This is a genomic window from Catenuloplanes sp. NPDC051500 (assembly GCF_044454585.1).
In the GTDB taxonomy this organism is placed as follows: domain Bacteria; phylum Actinomycetota; class Actinomycetes; order Mycobacteriales; family Micromonosporaceae; genus Catenuloplanes.
In genome coordinates this window covers 259,917-280,438 of record NZ_JBITDX010000004.1, presented here as the reverse complement: position 1 = coordinate 280,438, position 20,522 = coordinate 259,917, and the positions used below count along the sequence as shown (strand labels likewise).

Here is a 20,522-nt window from a genome sequence, read left to right as displayed (position 1 = left end):
CCGTATCGCCGGGCCGGCCGGGGCCACCACCTACCAAAGTAGGAGGTGACCGGGCGCTCGGTCGGATGCGGTGGGCGGCACGCGGGCGGCACGCTTCCGACATGACGAAGAAGCTGATTGTCCCGGTGGCGGCGATGGTGACGGGCGGCGTGGCGTACGCGCTGATGCACTGGCTCGGCGGTGTGCGGCTCTCCGCCGGCGGACGCGAGGTGACGCTCGTCGCGGTCCTGATCACGGCGCTGCTGGCCGGGCTGGCCGGGTGGGGGTTGCTGGCGCTGCTGGCGCGCGTCACCGGCCGGGCGCTGCGGGTGTGGACGGTGATCGCCGTCGTGGTGCTTGCGGTGTCGCTGGCCGGGGCGGCGGGCGCGGACGGGCGTACGTCGGCGTTGTGCCTGGTCGCACTGCACCTGACGGTCGGCGTCACGATCATCGCGGGGATGCGCGGGCGGGTTGCCGGGCGCTCCTGACCCGGAGCAGTGCTTCACGATCACCGGTCTGTCGAACTGTCACCCGGCGAGACCAGCTCGGGCCCGCCGGGTGTGCATCCGCCGGTCAGGCGAACATGGTCTCCAGTTCCGCAGCCGTGGCGAAGGCCTGAGCCGACTCCGGGCGGGGCGGGAGGACCAGCTTGTAGCCGACCTGGCGCACGGTGCCGATCATCGACTCGTACTCGGAGCCGAGCTTCGCGCGGAGGCGGCGGACGTGGACGTCGACGGTGCGGTGGCCGCCGAAGTAGTCGTAGCCCCAGACCTCGCGGAGCAGCTGGTCGCGCGTGAAGACACGCCCGGGGTGCTGCGCGAGGAATTTCAGCAGCTCGAACTCCTTGTAGGTGAGGTCGAGCGGCGCGGCCTTGAGCTTCGCGGCGTAGGTGGCGGGGTCGATGACCAGCTCACCGGCGGTGATGAGGCCGTTCGCGCCGGCCGCCTGGGCGGTGCGGCGGGCGGTGACGAGCCGGAGCCGGGCCTCGATCTCGGCGGGGCCGGCCGTGGCGAGCACCACATCGTCGAGCGCCCACTCGGCGGAGACGGCGGCGAGGCCGGCTTCGTCGACGACCGCGAGGAGCGGGCTGGAGAGGCCTGTGGCGCGCAGCAGGCGGCAGGTGTCGCGGGCCTCGGCGAGGCCGGAGCGGGTGCCGAGTCCGTGCGCGCCGTCGACAAGCACGATGTCCGGGTTCGGACCGCTGATCAGCGCGGACACGTCTCGCGGGGCGACCCGGAGCGTGTGCGGCAGGAGGTCGAGCCCGGGAAGGACGCGTCGGGCGCGCTCGCCGGCGATGGCGGTCATCAGAAGAATTTCCACGGTGCCCTACCCCCGAAAGGTGCGATCGGAAAGGCAAGCGTCCAGCAGCTTTGTTTCCGTTCGGTGATCACCGGATTATGGGTGTCGAACACCACGTTTCCCCAGGGAGATCACTTCTGACGTGCGGTAAGTCGTAACCGAACCGATCAAGATCAAAATATTCGGGTTAGGCCCGACCTGGGGTACGGTCCGGTAGTGAGAGTCGAATGCCACTGGTGGAACGGGAACCGCACCCCAAAGGGTCGTCGCGACGTCTTCATCCGGACGGATGGGGCGCGCTGGGAGGTCGAGGCGCAGATCGGCGGCGCTTCCGGCAAGTCCAAGGTCCAGGAGTGCCCCAGCCAGGCCTCGGCCGTGATCCTCGCCAACGCCTGGCGGGGTTCCAACCCGAGCTGGTTGGAGGTGCCTCAGCCGCGCGTCCCCACGCACAGCTGAGACACCGGCGTCGTGGCAGCGACGCCCGCAATGAGCAGGTAGAAACCCCCTCGGTAACTCAGGATGTCGTCGACCGCGTCGCCGCCGCGGCGCGGTCGATGGCTTCCGACACCCGGTCCGCGAGCAGCCCGACCGCGCCGACCGCACGGCTCATCGGGTCGTCCCCGGCGCCGCCCAGCGCGGCCTGCCGGAGGAACCCGGCCTTGACCTCTTCCCAGCGTGCGGCCTGCGCCTCGGTGAGACGCCCGCGCAGCGCGGCGAGCTTCAGCAGGTTGGCCTCCGCGCCGCCGGTGAGCGTCTGCGCCTCGCCGAGGTAGTGGTCGTCGATCGCCAGTTCGAGTTCGGCGTCGTTCATCACCGGCACCACGCGTTCCGCGAGTTTGTTCATGTTGCGGTACGAGCCCTGCAGCTTGAACGGCGGCTCGGTGCGCGACTCCTCCGCCTGCGCGGCGGACGCGATGTAGGCGCGGTTGACAGTGAGCACGACCTCCTGGACCCGGAGCAGCTTGCGGAGCACCGCGAGGATGCCGTCAAGTTCGACCGCGGAGTACGGGTGGGTGAGCTTGTCCGCCTGCGCGGTCTCGTCGCCCCGGGCCAGCCTGACCAGCAGCTCGATGTCGCCGCGCTCACGGGTGGAGAGCGGCGCCAGCACCGCGTTCGACGTCAGCGCGTTCTCGATGTAACTGAGAGCAAACAGATCATCACGGCCGGACAGCACGTCGCCGAGGTTCCACACGTCGGCCCGGTTGGCGAGCATGTCCGGGATGCGGAAACGGGTGCCGGTCTCGGTGTACGGGTTGCCGGCCATGCACACCGCGAACCGCTTACCGCGCAGGTCGTAGGTGCGGGTGGCACCGTCCCAGACGCCCTCCATCCGCCGTTGCGCGTCGCACAGCGAGATGAACTTCTGCAGCAGCTCCGGGTTGGTGTGCTGGATGTCGTCCAGGTAGAGCAGCACGTTGTTGCCCATCTCCAGGGCGAACGAGATCTTCTCCACCTCCTGGCGCGCTGTCGCGTTCGGCGCTTCGGCCGGGTCGAGCGAGGTCACGCCGTGTCCCAGCGCCGGGCCGTTGACCTTGACGAAGACCAGGCCGAGCCGGCTCGCCACGTACTCCATCAGAGTGGTTTTGCCGTAGCCGGGCGGCGAGATGAGCAGCAGCAGGCCCATCTGGTCGGTGCGCTTCGCATCGCCGGCCGCGCCGAGCTGGCGGGCCAGGTTGTCGCCGATGAGCGGCAGGTAGACCTCGTCGAGCAGCCGGTTGCGGACGAACGCGCTCATCACCCGCGGCGTGAACTCGTCCAGGCGCAGCCGGGCCCGCTCGGCCGTGGCGAGCGCGTTGCGCTGCCGCTGGTACGCGCGGTAGGCGGGCATCCGCTCCTCGCGGAACCGGCGGGTGCGCGGCAGGAACTCGTCCAGCCGCACGGTGAGCGTCCGGTCCTTGATCCGCGAGTGTGCGCCGAGAAGCCCGCTCACATCGAGCGAGAGCGCCGCGGACGAGTCATGCCTGGGCAGGTCCGGGGTCAGCAGCAACGCGACGGCCTCGGGCAGCTCAGGCGGCGCCTCGGCCCCGGTGGAGGCCAGGTAGGCGCCGAGCCACGCGGATGCCAGCTGGTGTCGCGCCGCGAGGTCGTCGAGGGCACGCAGATCCTCGTCGAAGTCGCGTCCGGAGGGCGCCGCGGCGCCACCTAGCGCACGGCGGAAACGATCGAGCAGGGTACGAGCATCCGCGCTTGTCGCGAACCCGAACGGCTGACCCGCCAGCTCCTCGACCAGGTACTCCCCCACCTGCTCCGGCTCGTCGACCGGCAGCCCGGCCTCGCCGAGGAAGACAGTTGCCGCGGCGCCGAGCGTGGACGCCAGGTCACGCAGCGCCGGGCCGGCGGTACCGAACACGGCGCGGGCGCGGATCAGCGACGAGGCCCGCCGCGTCCAGACCACCCGGTCCGGCTCGGAGACCCCGAAGGCCCAGAAGAGCTGAGCCGCCGCGCGTACGCCCGCGGGAAAGCGCAGCAGCCCGGCGCCGGCCTGGAGGCGCAGCAGCGCGTCGAGGATCAGCGCGGCGTCGACGTCGTGGACGCCCCGCTCGTACCCCTCGTCGTATCTGGTCTCGGCTTCCCGGCGGACGATCTCCTTGAGGTCCGCGGTGGCGTCGGCCGGCCGCGCCGCGAGCACCGTGGCGGCCAGGTGTTCGGCCCGGTAGACGTCCGCGGACTCGGAGGCGAGCAGCTGCTCCCAGAACGGCCGGGTGGCCGCGAACGCGGCGTCGCGGACCGGGGACCTGAAGTCGGTGGCAGTGACCGCGAACGTCATCTCGCCGTCGTGCGGAACCATGGTCAGGTCCACGGCCTGGGTGTTGACAGCGAACCGGTGCTTGCCGAGCCGGATCGTGCCGCCACCGTCCGCGAACAGGTCGAGGCGGTCACGAAGCGACCGGCCGGCCTCCTGGCGCGCGGCCTTGACCCGGCCGGCCAGTTCCTCCGCGCGCACGCTGTCGCCGAGGGTGCGCAGCTCGTCCGCGACGGAGTGCAGCTTGGCGACCATCGGGTCGGTGGCGAAGTACGTGTTGACCTCGTCGAGCGTGCTCAGCGTGGCGACCCGGCGGCCGACGCTGCCGAGGATCCGCTCGGCGGAGTCGACGAGCCGGTCCGCGCGGCGTGAGCGGTCGTCGAGCAGCGCCTGCTTGCGGGACGAGAACGCCTCGTACACGTCGGTGCGCTTGGTCGACAGCTGGGCCAGGAAGTCGTCGAAGTCGGAGAACCGGGACTCCAGGTTCTCCAGCTGAAGCATCAGCCGGCCGAGCTGCTCGTCGCACGTCTCAGGCGTGTCCGCGACCGCGAGCGCGCCGGTGATTGCCGCCCCGAGCAGCGCGAACTCGGCGGCGAACTCGGCCCGCCCCTCCCGGTCGAGCAGCGCGCGGCGGCGGCCGTCAAGGACCGCACGGGCCCGGTTGAGGCCGCCGAGGACCTCGCCGACCCGCTCCAGGATTCCGACCCGGACGGTCGCGTCCGCGATGTCCAGCGAGCCGACCACCTCGGTGACCGTCTGCAGGCCGGTGGCCTGCGTGTCGATCCGCTCCTGGACCGCGGCCGAGGACGCCACCGTCTCGATGGTGCCCGCGTCGGCCTCAAGTTCGGCGACAGTGACGTGGTACGACGTGAACGCGTCGGCGTCGCTCAGGAAGGTGACGGCCCGTTTGGCGAACGATCCGGTCTCCGCCTGGAGATCGTTCAACACCGTCTCCAGCGCCGCGAGATCCACATAGCGCACCTCACGGAGCGAGCCGAGCCGTCCCTGTGCCGCACGCAGCGCGGCCAGTCGTGTGACCCACTCCGACGTGGAGGTCGGCGTCTCACCCCGGGATCGCCGGATCATGGCGTTGACCTCGGACGACGCGGTGCCGAGCGCGGTCGCGGCCTGCGCGGTGAGCGCCTGGACCTTCTCGAATTCGTCGAGCACCTGCGCTGCGGTGGCCCGCACCTCGGACAGCGGCGTGCGCAGGTCGCCGAGCTCGGCCTCGCCCAGCCAGTGGTAGTTGTCGAACGCGCGTGTGCAGGCCGCGATAAGTCCCTCGTAGACGGCCTGCGACGGGCTCATCTCGCCGACCATCCGGGCGACCGAGACCGCCTCGGAGATGCCGCGGACCAGCTCCGCGTTGCCGATCCGGGCCAGCGTGCCCTCGCCGGCCGGCTGGGCGGCCGCGAACGTGTCGGACAGGAACGGCGTCTGCCACACCTGCACCGGGTGCACCCGGGTCGGCTCGTCGGACACCGCGCGGAAGACGATGAGCGTGCCGTCGTCGAAGAGCGAGTACCCGTGGCAGGTGAACGGGTTCGCGACCTCCTTGCGGATCAGGTTGTACGGCAGCAGCAGGTAACGGCCCTCGTCCCGGGCGTGGAAGACGTAGAGCACGTCCTCGCCGTTCGGGGACCGGATGACCTTCTCGAACTCCAGCCCCGCCACGTCCGTGTCGAACGTCTTCACGATGCCGGTGTCCAGGTAGTAACCGCCCGGGAAGATCAGGCCCTGGTCCTCGGGCAGGCGCTGGCAGGCCTGCCCGATGCCGTCCAGCCGGACCACGGTCCGGGTCCGGATGTTGAAGACCAGGTACCTGTGGACCGTCTCCTTGTACGGCAGGATCTTGAGCAGGATCAGCGTGCCGACCCGGGCGTAGGCGATCTCCGCGTCCGCGAGGCTCTGCAGCGGCTCGTCGACCGGCTCGCCGTAGATCCCCTCGCCGTCCTCGGTGTTGTTCTCCACCTTGATGGTCAGCGTGCCGCCGACCGTCTCGACGAAGACCTGGTCCTCGATCGAGATGTGCGGGTGCCGGCCGAGAACGTGCTGGTCACGCCCGGTCTCGGTCCACTCGAAGTCGTGCGCGGGCGGGAACACGTGCTCGCGCTCGCCCCGGTTGTCCAGATAGGAGACGGTGCCGTCCGGCGCGGTCTGCCAGCGCAGCACGCGCAGATCGTCCGCCCGGGCGCCGGTCTGGAAGACGGCCAGCAGCCGCCCCTCCATCCGGCGCAGCTGCATCAGCTTCGTCTGCCGGTAGTACTTGTACAGCTCCGCGAAGTCCCGCTGGAACCGCTCGTCGTCGAGCAACCCCGGCACCGGGCCCGGCTCATCAAACCTGAAGGCATCGGGGGTACGGACGAAGCCGTGCAACGCGAAGACGTCGTCGATCGACGTCTCCGACTTCAGGCCGATGAAGACGTTGTAGCCGAAGAGCATCAGCCCGCCGACGGACACGATGTCGCGCGGCACGCAGTTGTTCTCGGTCCGGATCCGCTCGGTGCCGAGCAGGCGCAGTTCCGCGCCGCCGAACGTCTCCGCGCGCTTGACGTTGAGACGTTCGGCGCGGCGGGCCAACTCCGCGGCCTGCTCGGCGAGCCGGCCGCGGAGCACCTCATAGGTGCCGGCGTCGAGGTTCTCGGTCACTTCGCGGCCGGGGTCAGCTCGGCGACGGACTTGTCCGCCACGCCGAGGCGGCGCGCGCTCTCCAGCAACTCACGCAGTTTCGCCTCGTCAGCGCTGCTCGCGGACTTCATCTGCTGGATCAGGAACGCGGACAGCGTCAGGTTCGACACGTCGGCCGTGGACATCGAGCCGAGCAGTTTGCCCAGGTCCGCGGGGAGGTTGCCGTTGCCGTTCGCGTACGGCGCGACGAGCGACTGAGCCACCTCGGAATTCGCCATGAACCCGTCGATGCTCTTGCCGAGCGTGATCGAGCCGAGCAGCTTGTCGAAGAAGACGCTGTCCCCGCCGACGATGTCGATGTTTGCCTTCTCCAGACCTGCCGCGACCACCATCGCCTGTGCCTCCGCCACCTGCCGGTGCACGTCGATGCCGGCCAGCCGGATCTCCTTCTCCGCCTCAAGACGCAGCCGGTACTCCTCGTGGTCGCGGGACGCGTCGGTCAGCGCGGCCATCGCGGCGGCCTTCTCGGTGAGACCCTCGGCCTCGCCCTTCAGCTTCTCGCGCAGCGCGTCCGCGCCGGCCAGGGCCTTCTCCCGGTCGACGATCGCCTCGGCGCGGCCGACCTTCTCGATCGCCTCCGCGTTGCGCTCGCGGACCTGGACCTCGGCCAGACCCTCGGCGGCCGCGGTGGCCTGGGCCGCCTCGGCGAGCCGGATCCGGGCGCGGGTGTCCAGCTCGGCGGCCTGCTGCCGGGCCTCGGCCAGCACCAGCTCCTCGCGGGCCTTGAACTTCGCGGCCGCCTCGGACGCCTCCGCCGCCTTGATGTTCTTGACCAGGACCTCCTGCGCCTCGGCCTCGGCGTTGATGATCACCGCCTGGCGGGTGCGCTCGGCCTCCTCGACCACGCGCAGCCGCTTGATGTTCTCCTCCTGCTCGGCCACGGTCTTCTCGACCGCGATCCGCTCCCTGACAACCTCGGCGATGGCCCGCCGCTCGCCCTCGACCTCCTTGTCCTTGGAGATCGTGGAGAGCTCGGTCTCGCGCTGCCGGGAGATGACCTCAAGCATGCGGTCCTTCTCGATCCGCTCGGTCTCGATCGCGATGACCCGCTCGCGGTTCTTCGCCGCGACCGCGATCTCCCGGGCCTGGTTCTCCGACTGGATGCCCAGCTGCTCCTCGGTGCGCAGATCCGCGGTCCGGGAGCGCAGCCGCTCCTCCGCGTACACCTTGGCGGTCTCGGCCTCCTCGCGGGCGCGCATCGTCTCGATCTCGCGCTTCTGGCGGATCTCCGCCTCGGCCTGGCGGCGCTGCAGCTCGAGGATGGTCTCCCGGGCGTCCACGTTCTGCCGGGTGATCTCCTTCTCCTCGGTGCGCTGGAACTCGTTCGTCTTCACGGCCTCGACCGCGGTCAGCTCGGTGATCTTCCGGATGCCCTGCGCGTCGAGAATGTTCTTCGGGTCGAGGCGGGAGACAGGCGTCTGCTCCAGGAAGTCGATCGCCGCGTCCTCGAGGCTGTACCCGTTGAGGTCGGTGCCGATCACCGCGATGATCTGGTCACGGAACTCGTCGCGCTTCGTGTACAGGTCGACGAAGTCCAGCTGCTTGCCGACCGTCTTCAGCGCCTCGGAGAACTTCGCGCTGAACAACTCCTGCAGCGTGTTCTGATCGGAGGCGCGGGCCGTACCGATGGCCTGGGCGACCTTGATGACGTCCTCGGTGGTCTTGTTCACCCGGACGAAGAACGTGATCCGGATGTCCGCGCGGATGTTGTCCCGGCAGATCAGGCCCTCGTGCCCGGCCCGGTCGATCTCGATCGTCTTCACCGAGATGTCCATGATCTCGGCCTTGTGCAGCACCGGCATCACCACGGCGCCGGTGAACGTGACATCCACCTTCCGCACCTTCGAGACGATCAGCGCCTTACCCTGCTCTACCTTCCGGAAGAGCCGGCTGACCAGAAAGACCATGCCGATGAGGACGAGCAGGACAACGGCGAGCAGCACACCGAGTCCCGTGGTGATCACATCCATAGAGAATCCCTTTTCGGTACGAGAAAGGTGGGGGTGATAAAAGCTTTACGCGGTGTGTTCGGTAATGCCGGGAACCGCGTCGACCGGCATGACCCAGAAGAATTCGCCGACGGTGTCGAAGTCGTAGATGATGGCTTTCGACCCGGCCCGGAAAACCTCGGCACCAGGCTGCCGCACCTGGATGATCGAGGACGAGCCGTCCGCCGCATGCACCTCGGCCTGGCCGAACGTGGCCGTCACCGACCCCGTCCGGATCACGCAGGTGGCGCCCATGAAGTCCCCGCGCGACGGCTGCGGCCCGATCGGCATGATCCGCGACAGCACGCCGGCCAGCACCCGGGTGAGCCCGAACGCGACCACAAGCGCCACGACCAGCACCCCCACGGACAACGCGATCATGAGGCCGCCGTTCAGGCCGGTGGTGCCGAGTGCCACAGTGCCCGCCAGACTCACGAACCAGGCGAAGGCCACCAGAAGCGACAGGATGACCGTCACGGGTACGCCGCCGAGGCCAAGCCAGGCCAGCGCGCCGGAAATCCCGCCGACCTCACCGGCCTCACCGCCGTCGCCGTCCAGCCCGTCGACATCAGCGCCGCCGACGATGACCAACAGCCAGTACCCGACCACCACTACGAGCAGGAAGCTGAACAACACCGCCGGAAAACCCAGCGCGGCATCGATGAATCCGCCCATCGCGGCAGCAGCCTCCCCATGTGACCTGCGCTTTCAACAGTCACGATGATGGCACAACGCGTCAAGCCGTAGATCGACTCATCCGAGATGCCCGAGACACGGATGCTCCCGCCCAAACTCCGCCGTCCACGCCGCGATCTGCGCGGAGCGATCCTCCGCTTCGGGCGTCAGCCACTTCCAGTAGTCGATGATCACCGAGTGGGCCTCCTGAAAGGTGTAGTCCTCCCCCGACTCGACGAACATGTTCTGCACACGCACGGCGTCGCCGGTCACGATCGCCTGATACGCATTTCCCTCGATCGACTCGGTGTCCCGCCGCCCGGCGCGGACATCCTCCAGGATCGCCAGGAACTCCAGGCACTCCGGCGCATAGCTCTGGATGTCGCTGGTCATCCAGGAGCCGAGATCTTTGAAGAACCCGGTGTCCGACCGAAACGTCAAGAAGCCGTCCGACGTGCGGTAGAAGGACATTGAATCGCGCATCTCGACACCAATCACGTAATGAGCGGAAACGCCGTTTTCCAGCGGTCCGAACCTGGATCGACGAAACCGGAGATCTGGTCCAGCACCAGCTTGGTCAGCATGCGGAAGATGGGGATCTCCAGCAGCGACGCGCCGAACGTCGCCACCGCGGTCGCGATGGCCTGCGCGATCTCGATGGCCAGGCATGCTGCCGAGGTCGTCGGCGCCCCACGGTTCGCCGTACCCGGCCAGTTCGTTCTCGAATGAGGTCAGCGCGTCGTCGAGGTTTCCGACAGCTGTCTGGATGCCTTCGCCGGAACCGCGCATGCCGTCCGGGTCCACCTGGAACGTCTGCATGAGTCCTCCTACGGCTCACCGATTCGGTTCATGATCGATCGGAGTGCGGTCGAGTAGGCGGTCATCTGCGTCAGGCTCGCGTCGCGCAGCTCTTCCATGCGGCGCGAGAGGCCGGTCAGGTCGGCGGCAGGTGCGGCGGTGTCCGGCGGTGGCTCGGTGAGCGCCGCGTTCACGGCCTGCACGATGGCCGCCGCGAGTTCGTGCGACTGCGCACGGGAGAGTTGCGGGCTTAACTCCAGCCCGATCACGCCGCCGGATCCGATAACTGCCGCCACCGCGCCGTCGCCGCCGAGGCCGCGACGCTCGGTTTCCGCAGGTGTGACCGCTCCGGCCGCACGCAGGCCCGCCACGGTCGCGCTGAGCACATCGTCCAGGCCGGCGGCGCGCGGGTCGCCGGCCATGCCGGTGCGCGGGCCGACATCCGCGATGACCGCGCCGAGCGCCTGCTCGATGCGGGCCATCGTGCGCATGCCCTCGGCCTGCACGCCCTGCAGCATGTCGCCGAGCGCGCCCAGGTCCGGCGTCGAGCCCGCGAGCGGGTCGGCGTCACGCTGCCCGCGCAGCGCGCCGGTGATCGCGGAGGCGCAGAGCGTGCCGAGTTCGTCGAGGTCACGGCGCATCAGGACGGCGTCGATCTCCAGCAGGCCGAGACGGCCCGCGCTCGCGGCCGCACGCACCTGACCGTCCGCGGCCTCACCGAACGTCTCCGCGGGCGTCTCGCCCGGGGCCGCTACGTCGACGCCGGGTTGGAGGCGGCCGGCCCGCAGATCGTCCAGGGCGGCCCGCAACCGGAGCTTCCGCTCCTCAACATCCGCATCGTCGTTTCTGAATGCGTCGGTCACGCGGACAGCCTAGAAGGAATGCGCAACTGAAACGCGCAGAACAGAGACGCGTGTCGCAGTTTGGTGCCCACAGGGGTGAACAATGGCGTGCGGCGATGAAAATAGCCTGATGAGCGTGGTGTGGCGGGTGGATCCGGAGCTGGATGAACGGCTTCGGGAGGAGATCGTCGACCTGTGGCATGCCGCATCGGAGGCGGGCGGGGCCGTGGGGTTCGTGCCGCCGGTGGAGCGGGATGCGGTGGCGGCGCTTGCGCGCGCGACGTTCGTGGGGCTCGAGGACGGCGAGGACCGGCTGCTTGTCGGGCACGACGACGGGCGCCTGGTCGGACTGCTGTTCTTCGCGAGTAACCGGTTCCACCTGCGGATGCACTGGCGCACGCTCAAGCGCGTGATGATCCACCCCGCGACCCAGGGCCGGGGGTACGGTCGCGCGCTGCTCGCCGAGGCGGAGCGGGTGGCCCGGGCTTCCGGCTGGGAGGCGCTGCACCTGACCGTCCGGGCCGGTAACGGCACCGAGCGCTTCTACCAGCGCGCCGGCTACAAGGAGGTCGGCCGCCTGCCGGGCGCCATCCGGGTGGCCCCCGGCGACGACCGCGACGAGATCCACATGTGGCTCCCACTCCGCTGAGCACTCGACCAGGACAGCAGCTAGCCGCGGGCCGCCTGTCCGCCTAGCCGCAGGCGGTCTCCTGGGCCTTGAGCGTGGTGGCGGCCAGCGGCTGCACCTCAAGCGCGTCAGCCGCCGAGGCGGTGGCCACGGGCGAGGCGGACGCGGAGGCCGAGGCGGACGGCGACGCGGAGGCCGACGGCGACGGCGACGGTGCGGCGGAGGTCGCCTTGGCCGGGGCGGGTGCGGCCGCGGCTGCCGCCCCGCCGCCGGACGCGGAGCCGGTGTTGGCGCCGGAGCCGTACATCTTCACGCCACTGGACTGGGTGCTGCCGGGGGCCAGCTTGACGCCGTCGACTGTCGCGGTGTTGCCCTGCACGTCGGTGGCCTTGATCGTGTACGGGCCGGGGCCGAGCCCGCTGTCCGCCTGCCAGAAGTTGTAGTCGTACTTCTGGAGCGTCACGAAGCTGCCGCCTGCGGTCTTCGCCTGGACGGACTTGAGCGCGTTACCGGTGTTGTCGATCCGGACCGAGAACCAGTACTGGGAGGCGCCTTCCTTGATCCGGAAGGTGAGCGGGCCGGGGAGCGGCGGGTTGACCACCGAGGCGTAGCTGACCTGGATGATGCCGTCGACCGGGTTGCCGATCTTCGCGAACGCCTCTTTGCTGAGGTCGATGTGGCCCTGCGCGCACTCCGGGCACTTGTCCACGACCTTGACCCTGACCTTGCCCTTCGGGCCGGTCACGTCCAGGTAGCCGCCGCACGCGGCCGCATCGCCGTACTCGCCGGGGCCCATCGCCACGTGGAGCAGGTCGGCGGGCGGGCCGTCGTAGGAGCAGTTGCCGCCGCCACCGGCGATGTCGTAGAACGTGGCCTTGCCGGTGAGCGCGGCGGCGCACGCGGCGGACGAGCCGGACTGCAGCATCAGCGCCAGCCCGACCACACCGCCGAGCGCGGCGACACCGGCGGCGGCGAGCCAGGCGACCGGTGACTTCGGGCGGCGGCGTTTGCCGGGGAGGGTGGACAGCAGAGTCGTCTCGTCATGCACGAGATCGGATGCTTCCGCACGGTGCGTGACGACACCAGGTTTCTAAGGGAGACCTAAGGCAAAGTCCCCCGAACGCCGTCATCCGATCATCGGGGCGCCGGTGGACTCTGAATGGATTCATGCATACGATCAGCACATGAATACAAAGAGTGCAGAGCGGGTGCTCGCGCTCTTCGCCGATGTCCGGCTGACGCCGACGCAGCGCCGGATCGCCCACACGCTTGTGCTGCACGCGGGCGCGGCCGCCTGGCTGTCCGCGGCCGAGGTGGCGGATCTGGCCGGTGTCAGCCAGCCGTCGGTGACCCGGTTCGCGATGGCGCTCGGCCATGACGGTTACCCGGCGTTACGGCAGCTGCTGCGCGAGGCCTCGGTCGACTCCCCCGCCGGGGCGGGGCGGGACGACACCAACGAAGTGCAGCATGCGGTACGTCAGGAGATGGCGAATCTGGAACGGCTGGCCGGGGACCTCGCCGACGGGGACGCGCTCACCGGGGCGGGCACACTGCTTGCCGCCTCCCGGCCGCTGCCGGTGGTGGGCCTGCGGGCCGCGGCGCCGCTCGCCGCGTACTTCGGGTTCTTCGCGGCGAAGGTGCTGCCGGACGTGCGGGTGCTGGACACCGGCGGCACGCTGCTGACCGATCGGCTGGAACAGGCACGGGCCGCCGGTGCGAGCGCCATGCTGGCGATTGTGCTGCCCCGATATCCCCGCGAGACGCTTGATGCGCTGGCCGAAGCGCGCGCACTTGGCCTGCGGACCGTGGTGATCACGGATTCGCCGGTCAGCCCGGCGGCCGAGACGGCAGACGTCGTGCTCACCGCGCGCGTCGGGGCCGGGCTGGTCTTCGACCTGCATACCGCGCCGATGACGCTGGCCATGGTGCTGCTGCAGGCGATCTGCGACGCGGCGCCGGACGAGACCCAACGCCGGCTGGAGGAGTTCGAGGCCTCCGCGGCGCGCAGGCAGATCTTCGCCCCCTAGTAGAAGCTCCCCCCGTACCAAAGCAAGATCTTGATCTGGAGGTTGACTTCGCATGTCGATCAGGGCGCCACGGGGCACCACCCGCACCGCGAAGGGCTGGCCGCAGGAGGCCGCGATGCGGATGCTGATGAACAACCTCGATCCGGACGTGGCGGAGCGGCCGGAGGATCTTGTCGTCTACGGCGGGACCGGGAAGGCGGCGCGGGACTGGCCGTCCTATCACGCGATCGTGCGCGAGCTGGGTGAGCTGGCGGACGACGAGACGCTGCTTGTGCAGTCCGGGCGTCCGGTGGGCGTGTTCCGGACGCACGAGTGGGCGCCGCGCGTGCTGCTTGCGAACTCGAACCTGGTCGGCGACTGGGCGACCTGGCCGGAGTTCCGGCGGCTGGAGAAGCTCGGGCTGACCATGTACGGGCAGATGACGGCCGGCTCGTGGATCTACATCGGCACGCAGGGAATCCTGCAGGGCACCTACGAGACGTTCTCGGCCGTGGCGGCGAAGCGGTTCGGCGGCACGCTTGCCGGCACGCTGACGCTGACGGCCGGGTGCGGCGGCATGGGCGGGGCACAGCCGCTCGCGGTGACCATGAACGGCGGCGTGTGCCTGATCGTGGACGTGGACCCGGCGCGGCTGCACCGGCGGGTCCAGACGCGTTATCTCGATCAGGTCGCCTCGGACCTGGACGAAGCCGTGGCGCTGGCGCTGGCGGCCAAGCGGGAACGGAAGGCCGTCTCGATCGGCGTGGCCGGGAACGCGGCGTACGTCTTCCCTGAGCTGCTGCGCCGCGGCGTCGAGATCGACATCGTGACGGATCAGACGTCCGCGCACGACCCGCTCTCCTACGTGCCGCTCGGGGACGAGCCGCCGAAGACCGACGAGGAGCACACCGAGCGGGCCCGCGCGTCGATGGCCGCGCACGTGGAGGCGATGGTCGGGTTCCTGGACGCGGGTGCGGAGGTGTTCGACTACGGCAACTCGATCCGCGGCGAGGCGCAGCTCGGCGGCTATCCGCGCGCGTTTGACTTCCCCGGGTTCGTGCCTGCCTACATCCGGCCGCTGTTCTGCGAGGGTAAGGGCCCGTTCCGGTGGGCCGCGCTCTCCGGCGACCCGGCGGACATCGCGGCCACGGACCGGGCGGTGCTTGACCTGTTCCCGGAGAACGAGTCGCTGGCCCGGTGGATCAAGCTGGCCGGGGAGCGCGTGGCGTTCCAGGGGTTGCCGGCCAGGATCTGCTGGCTGGGGTACGGCGAGCGCGATCAGGCCGGCGTGCGGTTCAACGACATGGTGGCGTCCGGCGAGGTGAGCGCGCCGCTGGTGATCGGCCGTGACCACCTGGACTGCGGGTCGGTGGCGTCGCCGTACCGGGAGACCGAGGCGATGCGCGACGGTTCGGACGCGATCGCGGACTGGCCGATGCTCAACGCGCTGCTCAACACCGCGAGCGGTGCGTCCTGGGTGTCGTTGCACCACGGCGGCGGTGTGGGGATCGGGCGGTCGCTTCACGCGGGGCAGGTGTGCGTTGCGGACGGGTCCGCGCTGGCCGGCGAGAAGATCCGGCGGGTGCTGACGAACGATCCGGGGATGGGCGTGATCCGGCACGTGGACGCGGGCTACCCGGAGGCGAACGCGGTGGCCGACGAGCGCGGCGTGAAGATCCCGATGGCCGCCTCGTGAGCGCCTTTACCGACCTTTGGCACGAAATTTCGGATGTCGGCGGCGGGGCGCAAACCGGATATGTCCGGTTCGCGTGGACGCCTGTGGAGTGGGAGCTCCGCACCTGGTTCCGCGCTCAGGCGAGGAGCCGTGACCTGGAGTTCGAGGTCGACGGCAACACCACGATGTGGGCCACCTGGAATCCGGGCGGCGCGACCGGGCCCGCGGTGGTGACCGGCAGCCACCTCGACTCCGTCCCGCACGGCGGCGCCTATGACGGTCCGCTCGGCATCGTCTCCGCCTTCCTCGCCGTCGACCTGCTGCGCGCGAAGGGTGTGTCACCGGCCCGGCCGATCCGGATCGCCGCGTTCCCCGAGGAGGAGGGCTCCCGCTTCGGCGTCGCCTGCCTCGGCTCGCGGCTGATGACCGGCGCCTTCGACGCGGAGAAGGCCCGCACGCTCACCGACGCGGACGGCATCACGCTGGCGAGGGCGCTGGCCGGGTACGACTTCGACCCGGCGCGGCTCGGCCCCGACCCGGACCGGCTGCGGGACATGCACGCGTTCGTCGAGTTGCACGTCGAGCAGGGCCGGGCGCTCGCCGTACCCGTGGGAATCGGCTCGTCGATCTGGCCCCACGGCCGCTGGCGGATGGACTTCACAGGCGAGGGCAACCACGCCGGGACCACGCCGATGGGCGACCGGCACGATCCGATGCTCACCTACGCGTTCGCCGTGCTTGCCGCGAACAAGGAGGCGCGCGTGCTCGGCGCGCACGCCACTGTCGGCCGGGTCGCGGTGCATCCGAACGCGACGAACGCGATCCCGTCCCGGGTGACCGGCTGGCTTGACGCACGGGCCGCCTCCACCGGGACACTTGACGCGCTGCTGTCCGGCCTGGGGTCGAAGGTCACGCACCGGGCCGGAAAGGACGGCACCACTGTCACGATCACCGCGGAGTCCACCACCGGGGACGTCAGCTTCTCGGACGCGCTCATCCGGCGCTGCCTCACCACGCTCGGCGAGGGCACGCCGGTGCTGCCGACCGGCGCCGGACACGACGCGGGCGTGCTCTCCGGCGTCGTGCCGACGGTGATGCTGTTCGTGCGGAACCCGGGCGGCGTCTCGCACGCACCCGCCGAACGCGCGGACGACGAGGACTGCGAGGCCGGCGTCGAGGCGCTGGCCGCGGTGCTTGAGGAGCTGGCATGCCGGTGACCTGGCACGCCGACCTCGCCTGGCTCGGCGACGCGCCCGCCGCGAACGTGCTGATCACAGTGGACGGCGGGCGGTTCACGGCTGTGGAGCCGGGCGTGCCGCGACCACCGGGTGTGGAGCGACTGCGAGGGCTGACGCTTCCGGGGCTGGCGAACGCGCACTCACACGCGTTCCACCGGGCGCTGCGCGGGCGCACGCACACGGGGCGGGGGACGTTCTGGACGTGGCGGGAGCAGATGTACGCGGTCGCGGAGCGGCTGACGCCGTCGCTCTACCTCAAGCTGGCGCGGGCCGTGTTCGCGGAGATGGCGCTGGCCGGGGTGGTGTGCGTGGGCGAGTTCCACTACCTGCACCACGGACCGGGCGGGCAGCGCTACGACGACCCCAACGAGATGGGTACGGCGCTCATCGAAGCGGCGGCGCAGGCCGGTATCCGGATCACGCTGCTGGACACGTGTTACCTGACCGCGTCCGTGGCGGGGGCCGCTCTGGAAGGGCCGGCGCTGCGGTTCGGGGACGGTTCGGCGGCGGCCTGGGCCTCGCGGGCGGCTCTTCTCGCACCAGCCGCGCACGCCAGGATCGGCGCGGCCGTCCACTCCGTCCGCGCGGTGCCTGCGGACCAGATCTCCGAGGTCGTCGCCTGGGCGTCCGCCCGCGAAGCCCCCCTCCACGTGCACCTCTCCGAGCAGCGCGCCGAGAACGAGGCCACCGCTGTGGTTCATGGCCGCACCCCCACCGAACTCCTCGCCGGCGCGGGCGCGCTCGGCCCGCGCAGCACCGTCGTGCACGCCACCCACCTCACCGGCTCGGACGTGGAGACGCTCGGCGCCACCCGTACCCACACCTGCCTCTGCCCCACCACCGAACGTGACCTCGGCGACGGGATCGGACCCGCCGCGGCACTGGCCGCCGCCGGCTCGCCGTTGTGCGTGGGCAGCGACAGTCACGCCGTCATCGACCTGCTGGAGGAGGCACGCGCCGTGGAGCTGCACGAACGCCTGCGCACCGAGCATCGTGGACACTTCCCCGCCGAGCAGTTGCTGCGCGCCGCGACCACAGGCGGGCACGCGTCACTCGGCTGGGACGACGCCGGGACCATCACCGTGGGTGCGCGCGCCGACCTGGTCACGGTCACGCTCGACAGTGCGCGCACGGCCGGCATCGACCCGGCCGGTGTGGTCTTCGCCGCCACCGCCGCGGACGTCACCGACGTGATCGTGGACGGCGAACGAATCGTCCACAACGGCCGCCACCTGCGCGTCGACGTGACCGGCGAGCTGCGGGAGGCGATCACGTGGCTCTTCTGATCGACCACATCGGTGAGCTGGTGACCAACACCGAGATCACCCGGTTGCACGATGCGGCAGTGGTCACCGAGGCGGACAGGATCGTCTGGGTCGGCCGGTCCAGGGACGCGCCCGCGGCCGACCACCGCATCGACGCGGGCGGCCGCGCGGTGCTGCCCGGCTTCGTCGACAGCCACTCCCACCTGGTGTTCGCCGGGGACAGGGCGCCCGAGTTCGCGGCGCGGATGGCAGGCCGGCCCTACACCGGCGGCGGCATCCGCACCACTGTCGCGGCGACCCGGGCCGCGAGTGACGACGAGTTGCGCGACGCGGCCGGGCGGCTGCGGACCGAGGCACTGCGCCAGGGCACCACCACGATCGAGATCAAGAGTGGGTACGGGCTGTCAGTGGCCGACGAGGCCCGCTCGCTGCGGATCGCCCGCGAGCTGACCGAGGAGACCACGTTCCTCGGCGCGCACGTGGTGCCGTCGGAGTACGCCGGGCGCGTCGACGACTACGTGTCGCTGATCTGCGGGCCGATGCTGCGCGCGGCCACACCGTACGCGCGCTGGATCGACGTGTTCTGCGAGCGCGGCGCGTTCGAGGAGGACCACGCGCGGGCGATCCTCACGGTCGGCCGGGCCGCCGGGCTGCAGGTGCGGGTGCACGCCAACCAGCTCGGACACGGGCCCGGCGTACGGCTCGCTGTCGAACTTGACGCGGCCAGCGCGGACCACTGCACCTACCTGACCGACCGGGACGTGGAGGCGCTCGCCGGGGGGTCGACAGTCGCCACGCTGCTGCCGGGCGCGGAGTTCTCCACCCGGTCGCCGTACCCGGACGCGCGGCGGCTGCTCGACGCCGGCGCCACTGTCGCGCTGGCCACGGACTGCAATCCCGGCTCGTCCTACACGTCGTCGATGCCGTTCTGCATCGCGCTCGCGGTCCGCGAGATGGGCATGACGCCCGCGGAGGCGGTCTGGGCCGCGACCGCCGGCGGCGCCCGCGCGCTGCGCCGCGAGGACATCGGCGTGATCCGGCCCGGCGCGCGTGCCGACCTGATCATCCTCGACGCCCCCTCCCACCTGCACCTCGCCTACCGGCCCGGGGTGCCACTGATCAGCCACGTCGTGCACAACGGAGTAACGCTATGACAGTCATCGTCACCCCCCTCGGAGTCTCGGCAAGCGACGTGATCGCGGTGGCCCGGGACTCCGCCCGGGCGTCCATCTCGTCCGAGGCCGTGCAGAACATGACCCGCAGCCGGGACATCGTCGACCGCATCGAGGCAGGCGGGCGGCCGGTCTACGGCGTGTCGACCGGATTCGGCGCGCTCGCGAACACCTACATCGACCCGTCGCGCCGGGCGGAGCTCCAGCACGCGCTGATCCGCTCGCACGCGGCCGGGGTCGGCGCGCCGATGCCGCGCGAGGTCGTCCGCGCCATGATGCTGCTGCGTGTGCGGTCGCTGGCGCTCGGCCACTCCGGCGTACGCCCGCTGCTCGCCCAGGCCCTCGTCGACCTGCTCAACCACGACATCACGCCGTGGGTGCCGGAGCACGGCTCGCTCGGCGCATCAGGCGACCTGGCCCCCCTTGCGCATTGCGCGATCGTGCTTCTCGGCGAGGGCTGGGTGCTCGGCAAGGACGGCGCGCGCCTCGATGCCGCTTTCGTCCTCGCCCAGGCCGGACTCTCCCCGATCAGCCTCGCCTCCAAGGAAGGACTCGCGCTGATCAACGGCACCGACGGCATGCTCGGCATGCTGCTGCTCGCGATCGAGGACGCCCGGCACCTGTTCACCATGGCGGACGTGACCGCGGCACTCGCGGTCGAGGCGATGCTCGGCTCGGAGCGGCCGTTCCTGCCGGAGCTGCACGCCATCCGCCCGCACCCCGGTCAGGCCACCTCCGCCGCAAACATCCACCGGCTGCTCCAAGGCTCATCCATCATGGACTCGCACCGGGACGACGTGGCGCACGCGGTCCAGGACGCCTACTCGATGCGCTGCGCGCCGCAGGTGGCCGGCGCGGCCCGGGACACGCTCGCGTTCGTCACCACCACCGCAGCCCGCGAGCTGGTCTCCGTGGTCGACAACCCGGTGGTGCTTCCGGACGGCCGCGTCGAGTCCACGGGCAACTTCCACGGCGCGCCGCTCGGTTTCGCCGCCGACTTCCTGGCCATCGCCGCCGCCGAGGTGGGCGCGATCGCGGAACGCCGCGTCGACCGCCTGCTCGACGTGACCCGCTCCCGGGAACTGCCGCCGTTCCTCTCCCCTGACGCGGGCGTCAACTCCGGCCTGATGATCGCCCAGTACACGGCCGCGGGCATCGTCGCGGAGAACCGGCGGCTGGCCGCGCCCGCGTCCGTCGACTCGCTGCCGACAAGCGGCATGCAGGAGGACCACGTCTCGATGGGCTGGGCCGCCACCAAGAAACTGCGGACAGTGCTCGACAACCTGACAAGCATCCTGGCCGTCGAGCTGCTCAGCGCGGTCCGCGGCATCCAGCTCCGGGCGCCGCTCACGCCCTCACCGGCCGGGCGGCTCGCGGTCTCGGCGGTCTCCGCGTTCGCCGGCACACCGGGGCCGGACATCTTCCTGGCCCCGGCGATGGAGGCGGCCCGCACCGCGATCGCCGGCCCGGCGCTGCGCACGGCGATCGAGGACGCCGTGGGACAGCTTCCCTGATCGCGCCGACGG

General features: G+C 70.7%; 16 protein-coding genes. 9 read left to right on the top strand and 7 right to left on the bottom strand.

Features of this window, described 5'->3' with window-relative positions; genetic code table 11:
* Window positions 1-101: 101 nt before the first annotated feature.
* Window positions 102-467, top strand: coding sequence for a DUF6069 family protein (locus ACIA8K_RS10545; protein ID WP_396057199.1), 366 nt, complete (start codon window positions 102-104; stop codon window positions 465-467).
* 85 nt (window positions 468-552) lie between these two features.
* On the opposite strand, the gene ACIA8K_RS10540 is transcribed toward ACIA8K_RS10545, so the two are convergent.
* Window positions 553-1,284 (bottom strand): winged helix-turn-helix domain-containing protein, encoded by a 732-nt coding sequence (locus tag ACIA8K_RS10540; protein WP_396057197.1) that lies wholly within the window; start codon window positions 1,282-1,284, stop codon window positions 553-555.
* Between the two features lie 210 nt (window positions 1,285-1,494).
* On the opposite strand from ACIA8K_RS10540, the gene ACIA8K_RS10535 reads away from it, so the two are divergent.
* Window positions 1,495-1,734 (top strand): hypothetical protein, encoded by a 240-nt coding sequence (locus ACIA8K_RS10535; protein WP_396057195.1) that lies wholly within the window; start codon window positions 1,495-1,497, stop codon window positions 1,732-1,734.
* 58 nt (window positions 1,735-1,792) lie between these two features.
* Here the strand turns inward: ACIA8K_RS10535 and ACIA8K_RS10530 are convergent, their stop codons facing one another.
* The 5 genes from ACIA8K_RS10530 to ACIA8K_RS10510 all read right to left on the bottom strand — a co-directional run bounded on the left by ACIA8K_RS10530 (window position 1,793) and on the right by ACIA8K_RS10510 (window position 11,033).
* A complete protein-coding gene (locus tag ACIA8K_RS10530) occupies window positions 1,793-6,670 on the bottom strand; it encodes a DNA repair ATPase (RefSeq protein ID WP_396057193.1) in 4,878 nt (1,625 codons plus the stop codon).
* Entirely contained in the window at window positions 6,667-8,679 is a 2,013-nt protein-coding gene (locus ACIA8K_RS10525) for an SPFH domain-containing protein (RefSeq protein ID WP_396057191.1), read from the bottom strand. The genes ACIA8K_RS10530 and ACIA8K_RS10525 overlap by 4 nt, the downstream gene beginning before the upstream one ends.
* 45 nt (window positions 8,680-8,724) lie before the next feature.
* Window positions 8,725-9,372, bottom strand: coding sequence for a hypothetical protein (locus tag ACIA8K_RS10520; RefSeq protein ID WP_396057189.1), 648 nt, complete (start codon window positions 9,370-9,372; stop codon window positions 8,725-8,727).
* A gap of 78 nt (window positions 9,373-9,450) precedes the next feature.
* Entirely contained in the window at window positions 9,451-10,191 is a 741-nt protein-coding gene (locus tag ACIA8K_RS10515) for a hypothetical protein (protein ID WP_396057187.1), read from the bottom strand.
* 8 nt (window positions 10,192-10,199) lie between these two features.
* The gene (locus ACIA8K_RS10510; RefSeq protein WP_396057185.1) at window positions 10,200-11,033 is read right to left on the bottom strand and encodes a hypothetical protein; all 834 of its coding nucleotides are present in this window, start codon (window positions 11,031-11,033) and stop codon (window positions 10,200-10,202) included.
* Window positions 11,034-11,142: 109 nt separating this feature from the next.
* On the opposite strand from ACIA8K_RS10510, the gene ACIA8K_RS10505 reads away from it, so the two are divergent.
* A complete protein-coding gene (locus ACIA8K_RS10505; RefSeq protein ID WP_396057183.1) occupies window positions 11,143-11,661 on the top strand; it encodes a GNAT family N-acetyltransferase in 519 nt (172 codons plus the stop codon).
* 43 nt (window positions 11,662-11,704) lie between these two features.
* Here the strand turns inward: ACIA8K_RS10505 and ACIA8K_RS10500 are convergent, their stop codons facing one another.
* Window positions 11,705-12,688 (bottom strand): expansin EXLX1 family cellulose-binding protein, encoded by a 984-nt coding sequence (locus ACIA8K_RS10500; RefSeq protein WP_396057181.1) that lies wholly within the window; start codon window positions 12,686-12,688, stop codon window positions 11,705-11,707.
* Window positions 12,689-12,824: 136 nt separating this feature from the next.
* On the opposite strand from ACIA8K_RS10500, the gene ACIA8K_RS10495 reads away from it, so the two are divergent.
* From ACIA8K_RS10495 to hutH, 6 genes are read left to right on the top strand one after another with little or no spacing between them, the layout of a single operon-like run.
* Window positions 12,825-13,667, top strand: a complete 843-nt coding sequence (locus ACIA8K_RS10495) for a MurR/RpiR family transcriptional regulator (RefSeq protein WP_396057179.1) — start codon at window positions 12,825-12,827, stop codon at window positions 13,665-13,667.
* A gap of 52 nt (window positions 13,668-13,719) precedes the next feature.
* A complete protein-coding gene (gene hutU, locus ACIA8K_RS10490) occupies window positions 13,720-15,342 on the top strand; it encodes a urocanate hydratase (protein WP_396057177.1) in 1,623 nt (540 codons plus the stop codon).
* Complete coding sequence (locus ACIA8K_RS10485; RefSeq protein ID WP_396057175.1) at window positions 15,339-16,538, top strand: allantoate amidohydrolase; 1,200 nt, start codon at window positions 15,339-15,341, stop codon at window positions 16,536-16,538. Before hutU ends, ACIA8K_RS10485 begins: the two co-directional genes overlap by 4 nt.
* Complete coding sequence (locus ACIA8K_RS10480) at window positions 16,529-17,845, top strand: formimidoylglutamate deiminase (protein ID WP_396057173.1); 1,317 nt, start codon at window positions 16,529-16,531, stop codon at window positions 17,843-17,845. Before ACIA8K_RS10485 ends, ACIA8K_RS10480 begins: the two co-directional genes overlap by 10 nt.
* Complete coding sequence (gene hutI, locus ACIA8K_RS10475) at window positions 17,833-18,978, top strand: imidazolonepropionase (RefSeq protein WP_396057170.1); 1,146 nt, start codon at window positions 17,833-17,835, stop codon at window positions 18,976-18,978. The genes ACIA8K_RS10480 and hutI overlap by 13 nt, the downstream gene beginning before the upstream one ends.
* Entirely contained in the window at window positions 18,975-20,510 is a 1,536-nt protein-coding gene (gene hutH / locus ACIA8K_RS10470) for a histidine ammonia-lyase (protein WP_396057168.1), read from the top strand. The genes hutI and hutH overlap by 4 nt, the downstream gene beginning before the upstream one ends.
* Window positions 20,511-20,522 lie beyond the last annotated feature (12 nt).

Bases quoted from the DNA above. Each gene is read 5' to 3' on its own strand.
- ACIA8K_RS10545 (WP_396057199.1), top strand. From the start codon at position 102: ATGACGAAGAAGCTGATTGTCCCGGTGGCGGCGATGGTGACGGGCGGC.
- ACIA8K_RS10540 (WP_396057197.1), bottom strand. From the start codon at position 1,284: ATGACCGCCATCGCCGGCGAGCGCGCCCGACGCGTCCTTCCCGGGCTC.
- ACIA8K_RS10525 (WP_396057191.1), bottom strand. From the start codon at position 8,679: ATGGATGTGATCACCACGGGACTCGGTGTGCTGCTCGCCGTTGTCCTG.
- ACIA8K_RS10520 (WP_396057189.1), bottom strand. From the start codon at position 9,372: ATGGGCGGATTCATCGATGCCGCGCTGGGTTTTCCGGCGGTGTTGTTC.
- ACIA8K_RS10515 (WP_396057187.1), bottom strand. From the start codon at position 10,191: ATGCAGACGTTCCAGGTGGACCCGGACGGCATGCGCGGTTCCGGCGAA.
- ACIA8K_RS10505 (WP_396057183.1), top strand. From the start codon at position 11,143: ATGAGCGTGGTGTGGCGGGTGGATCCGGAGCTGGATGAACGGCTTCGG.
- ACIA8K_RS10495 (WP_396057179.1), top strand. From the start codon at position 12,825: ATGAATACAAAGAGTGCAGAGCGGGTGCTCGCGCTCTTCGCCGATGTC.
- hutU (WP_396057177.1), top strand. From the start codon at position 13,720: ATGTCGATCAGGGCGCCACGGGGCACCACCCGCACCGCGAAGGGCTGG.
- ACIA8K_RS10480 (WP_396057173.1), top strand. From the start codon at position 16,529: ATGCCGGTGACCTGGCACGCCGACCTCGCCTGGCTCGGCGACGCGCCC.
- hutH (WP_396057168.1), top strand. From the start codon at position 18,975: ATGACAGTCATCGTCACCCCCCTCGGAGTCTCGGCAAGCGACGTGATC.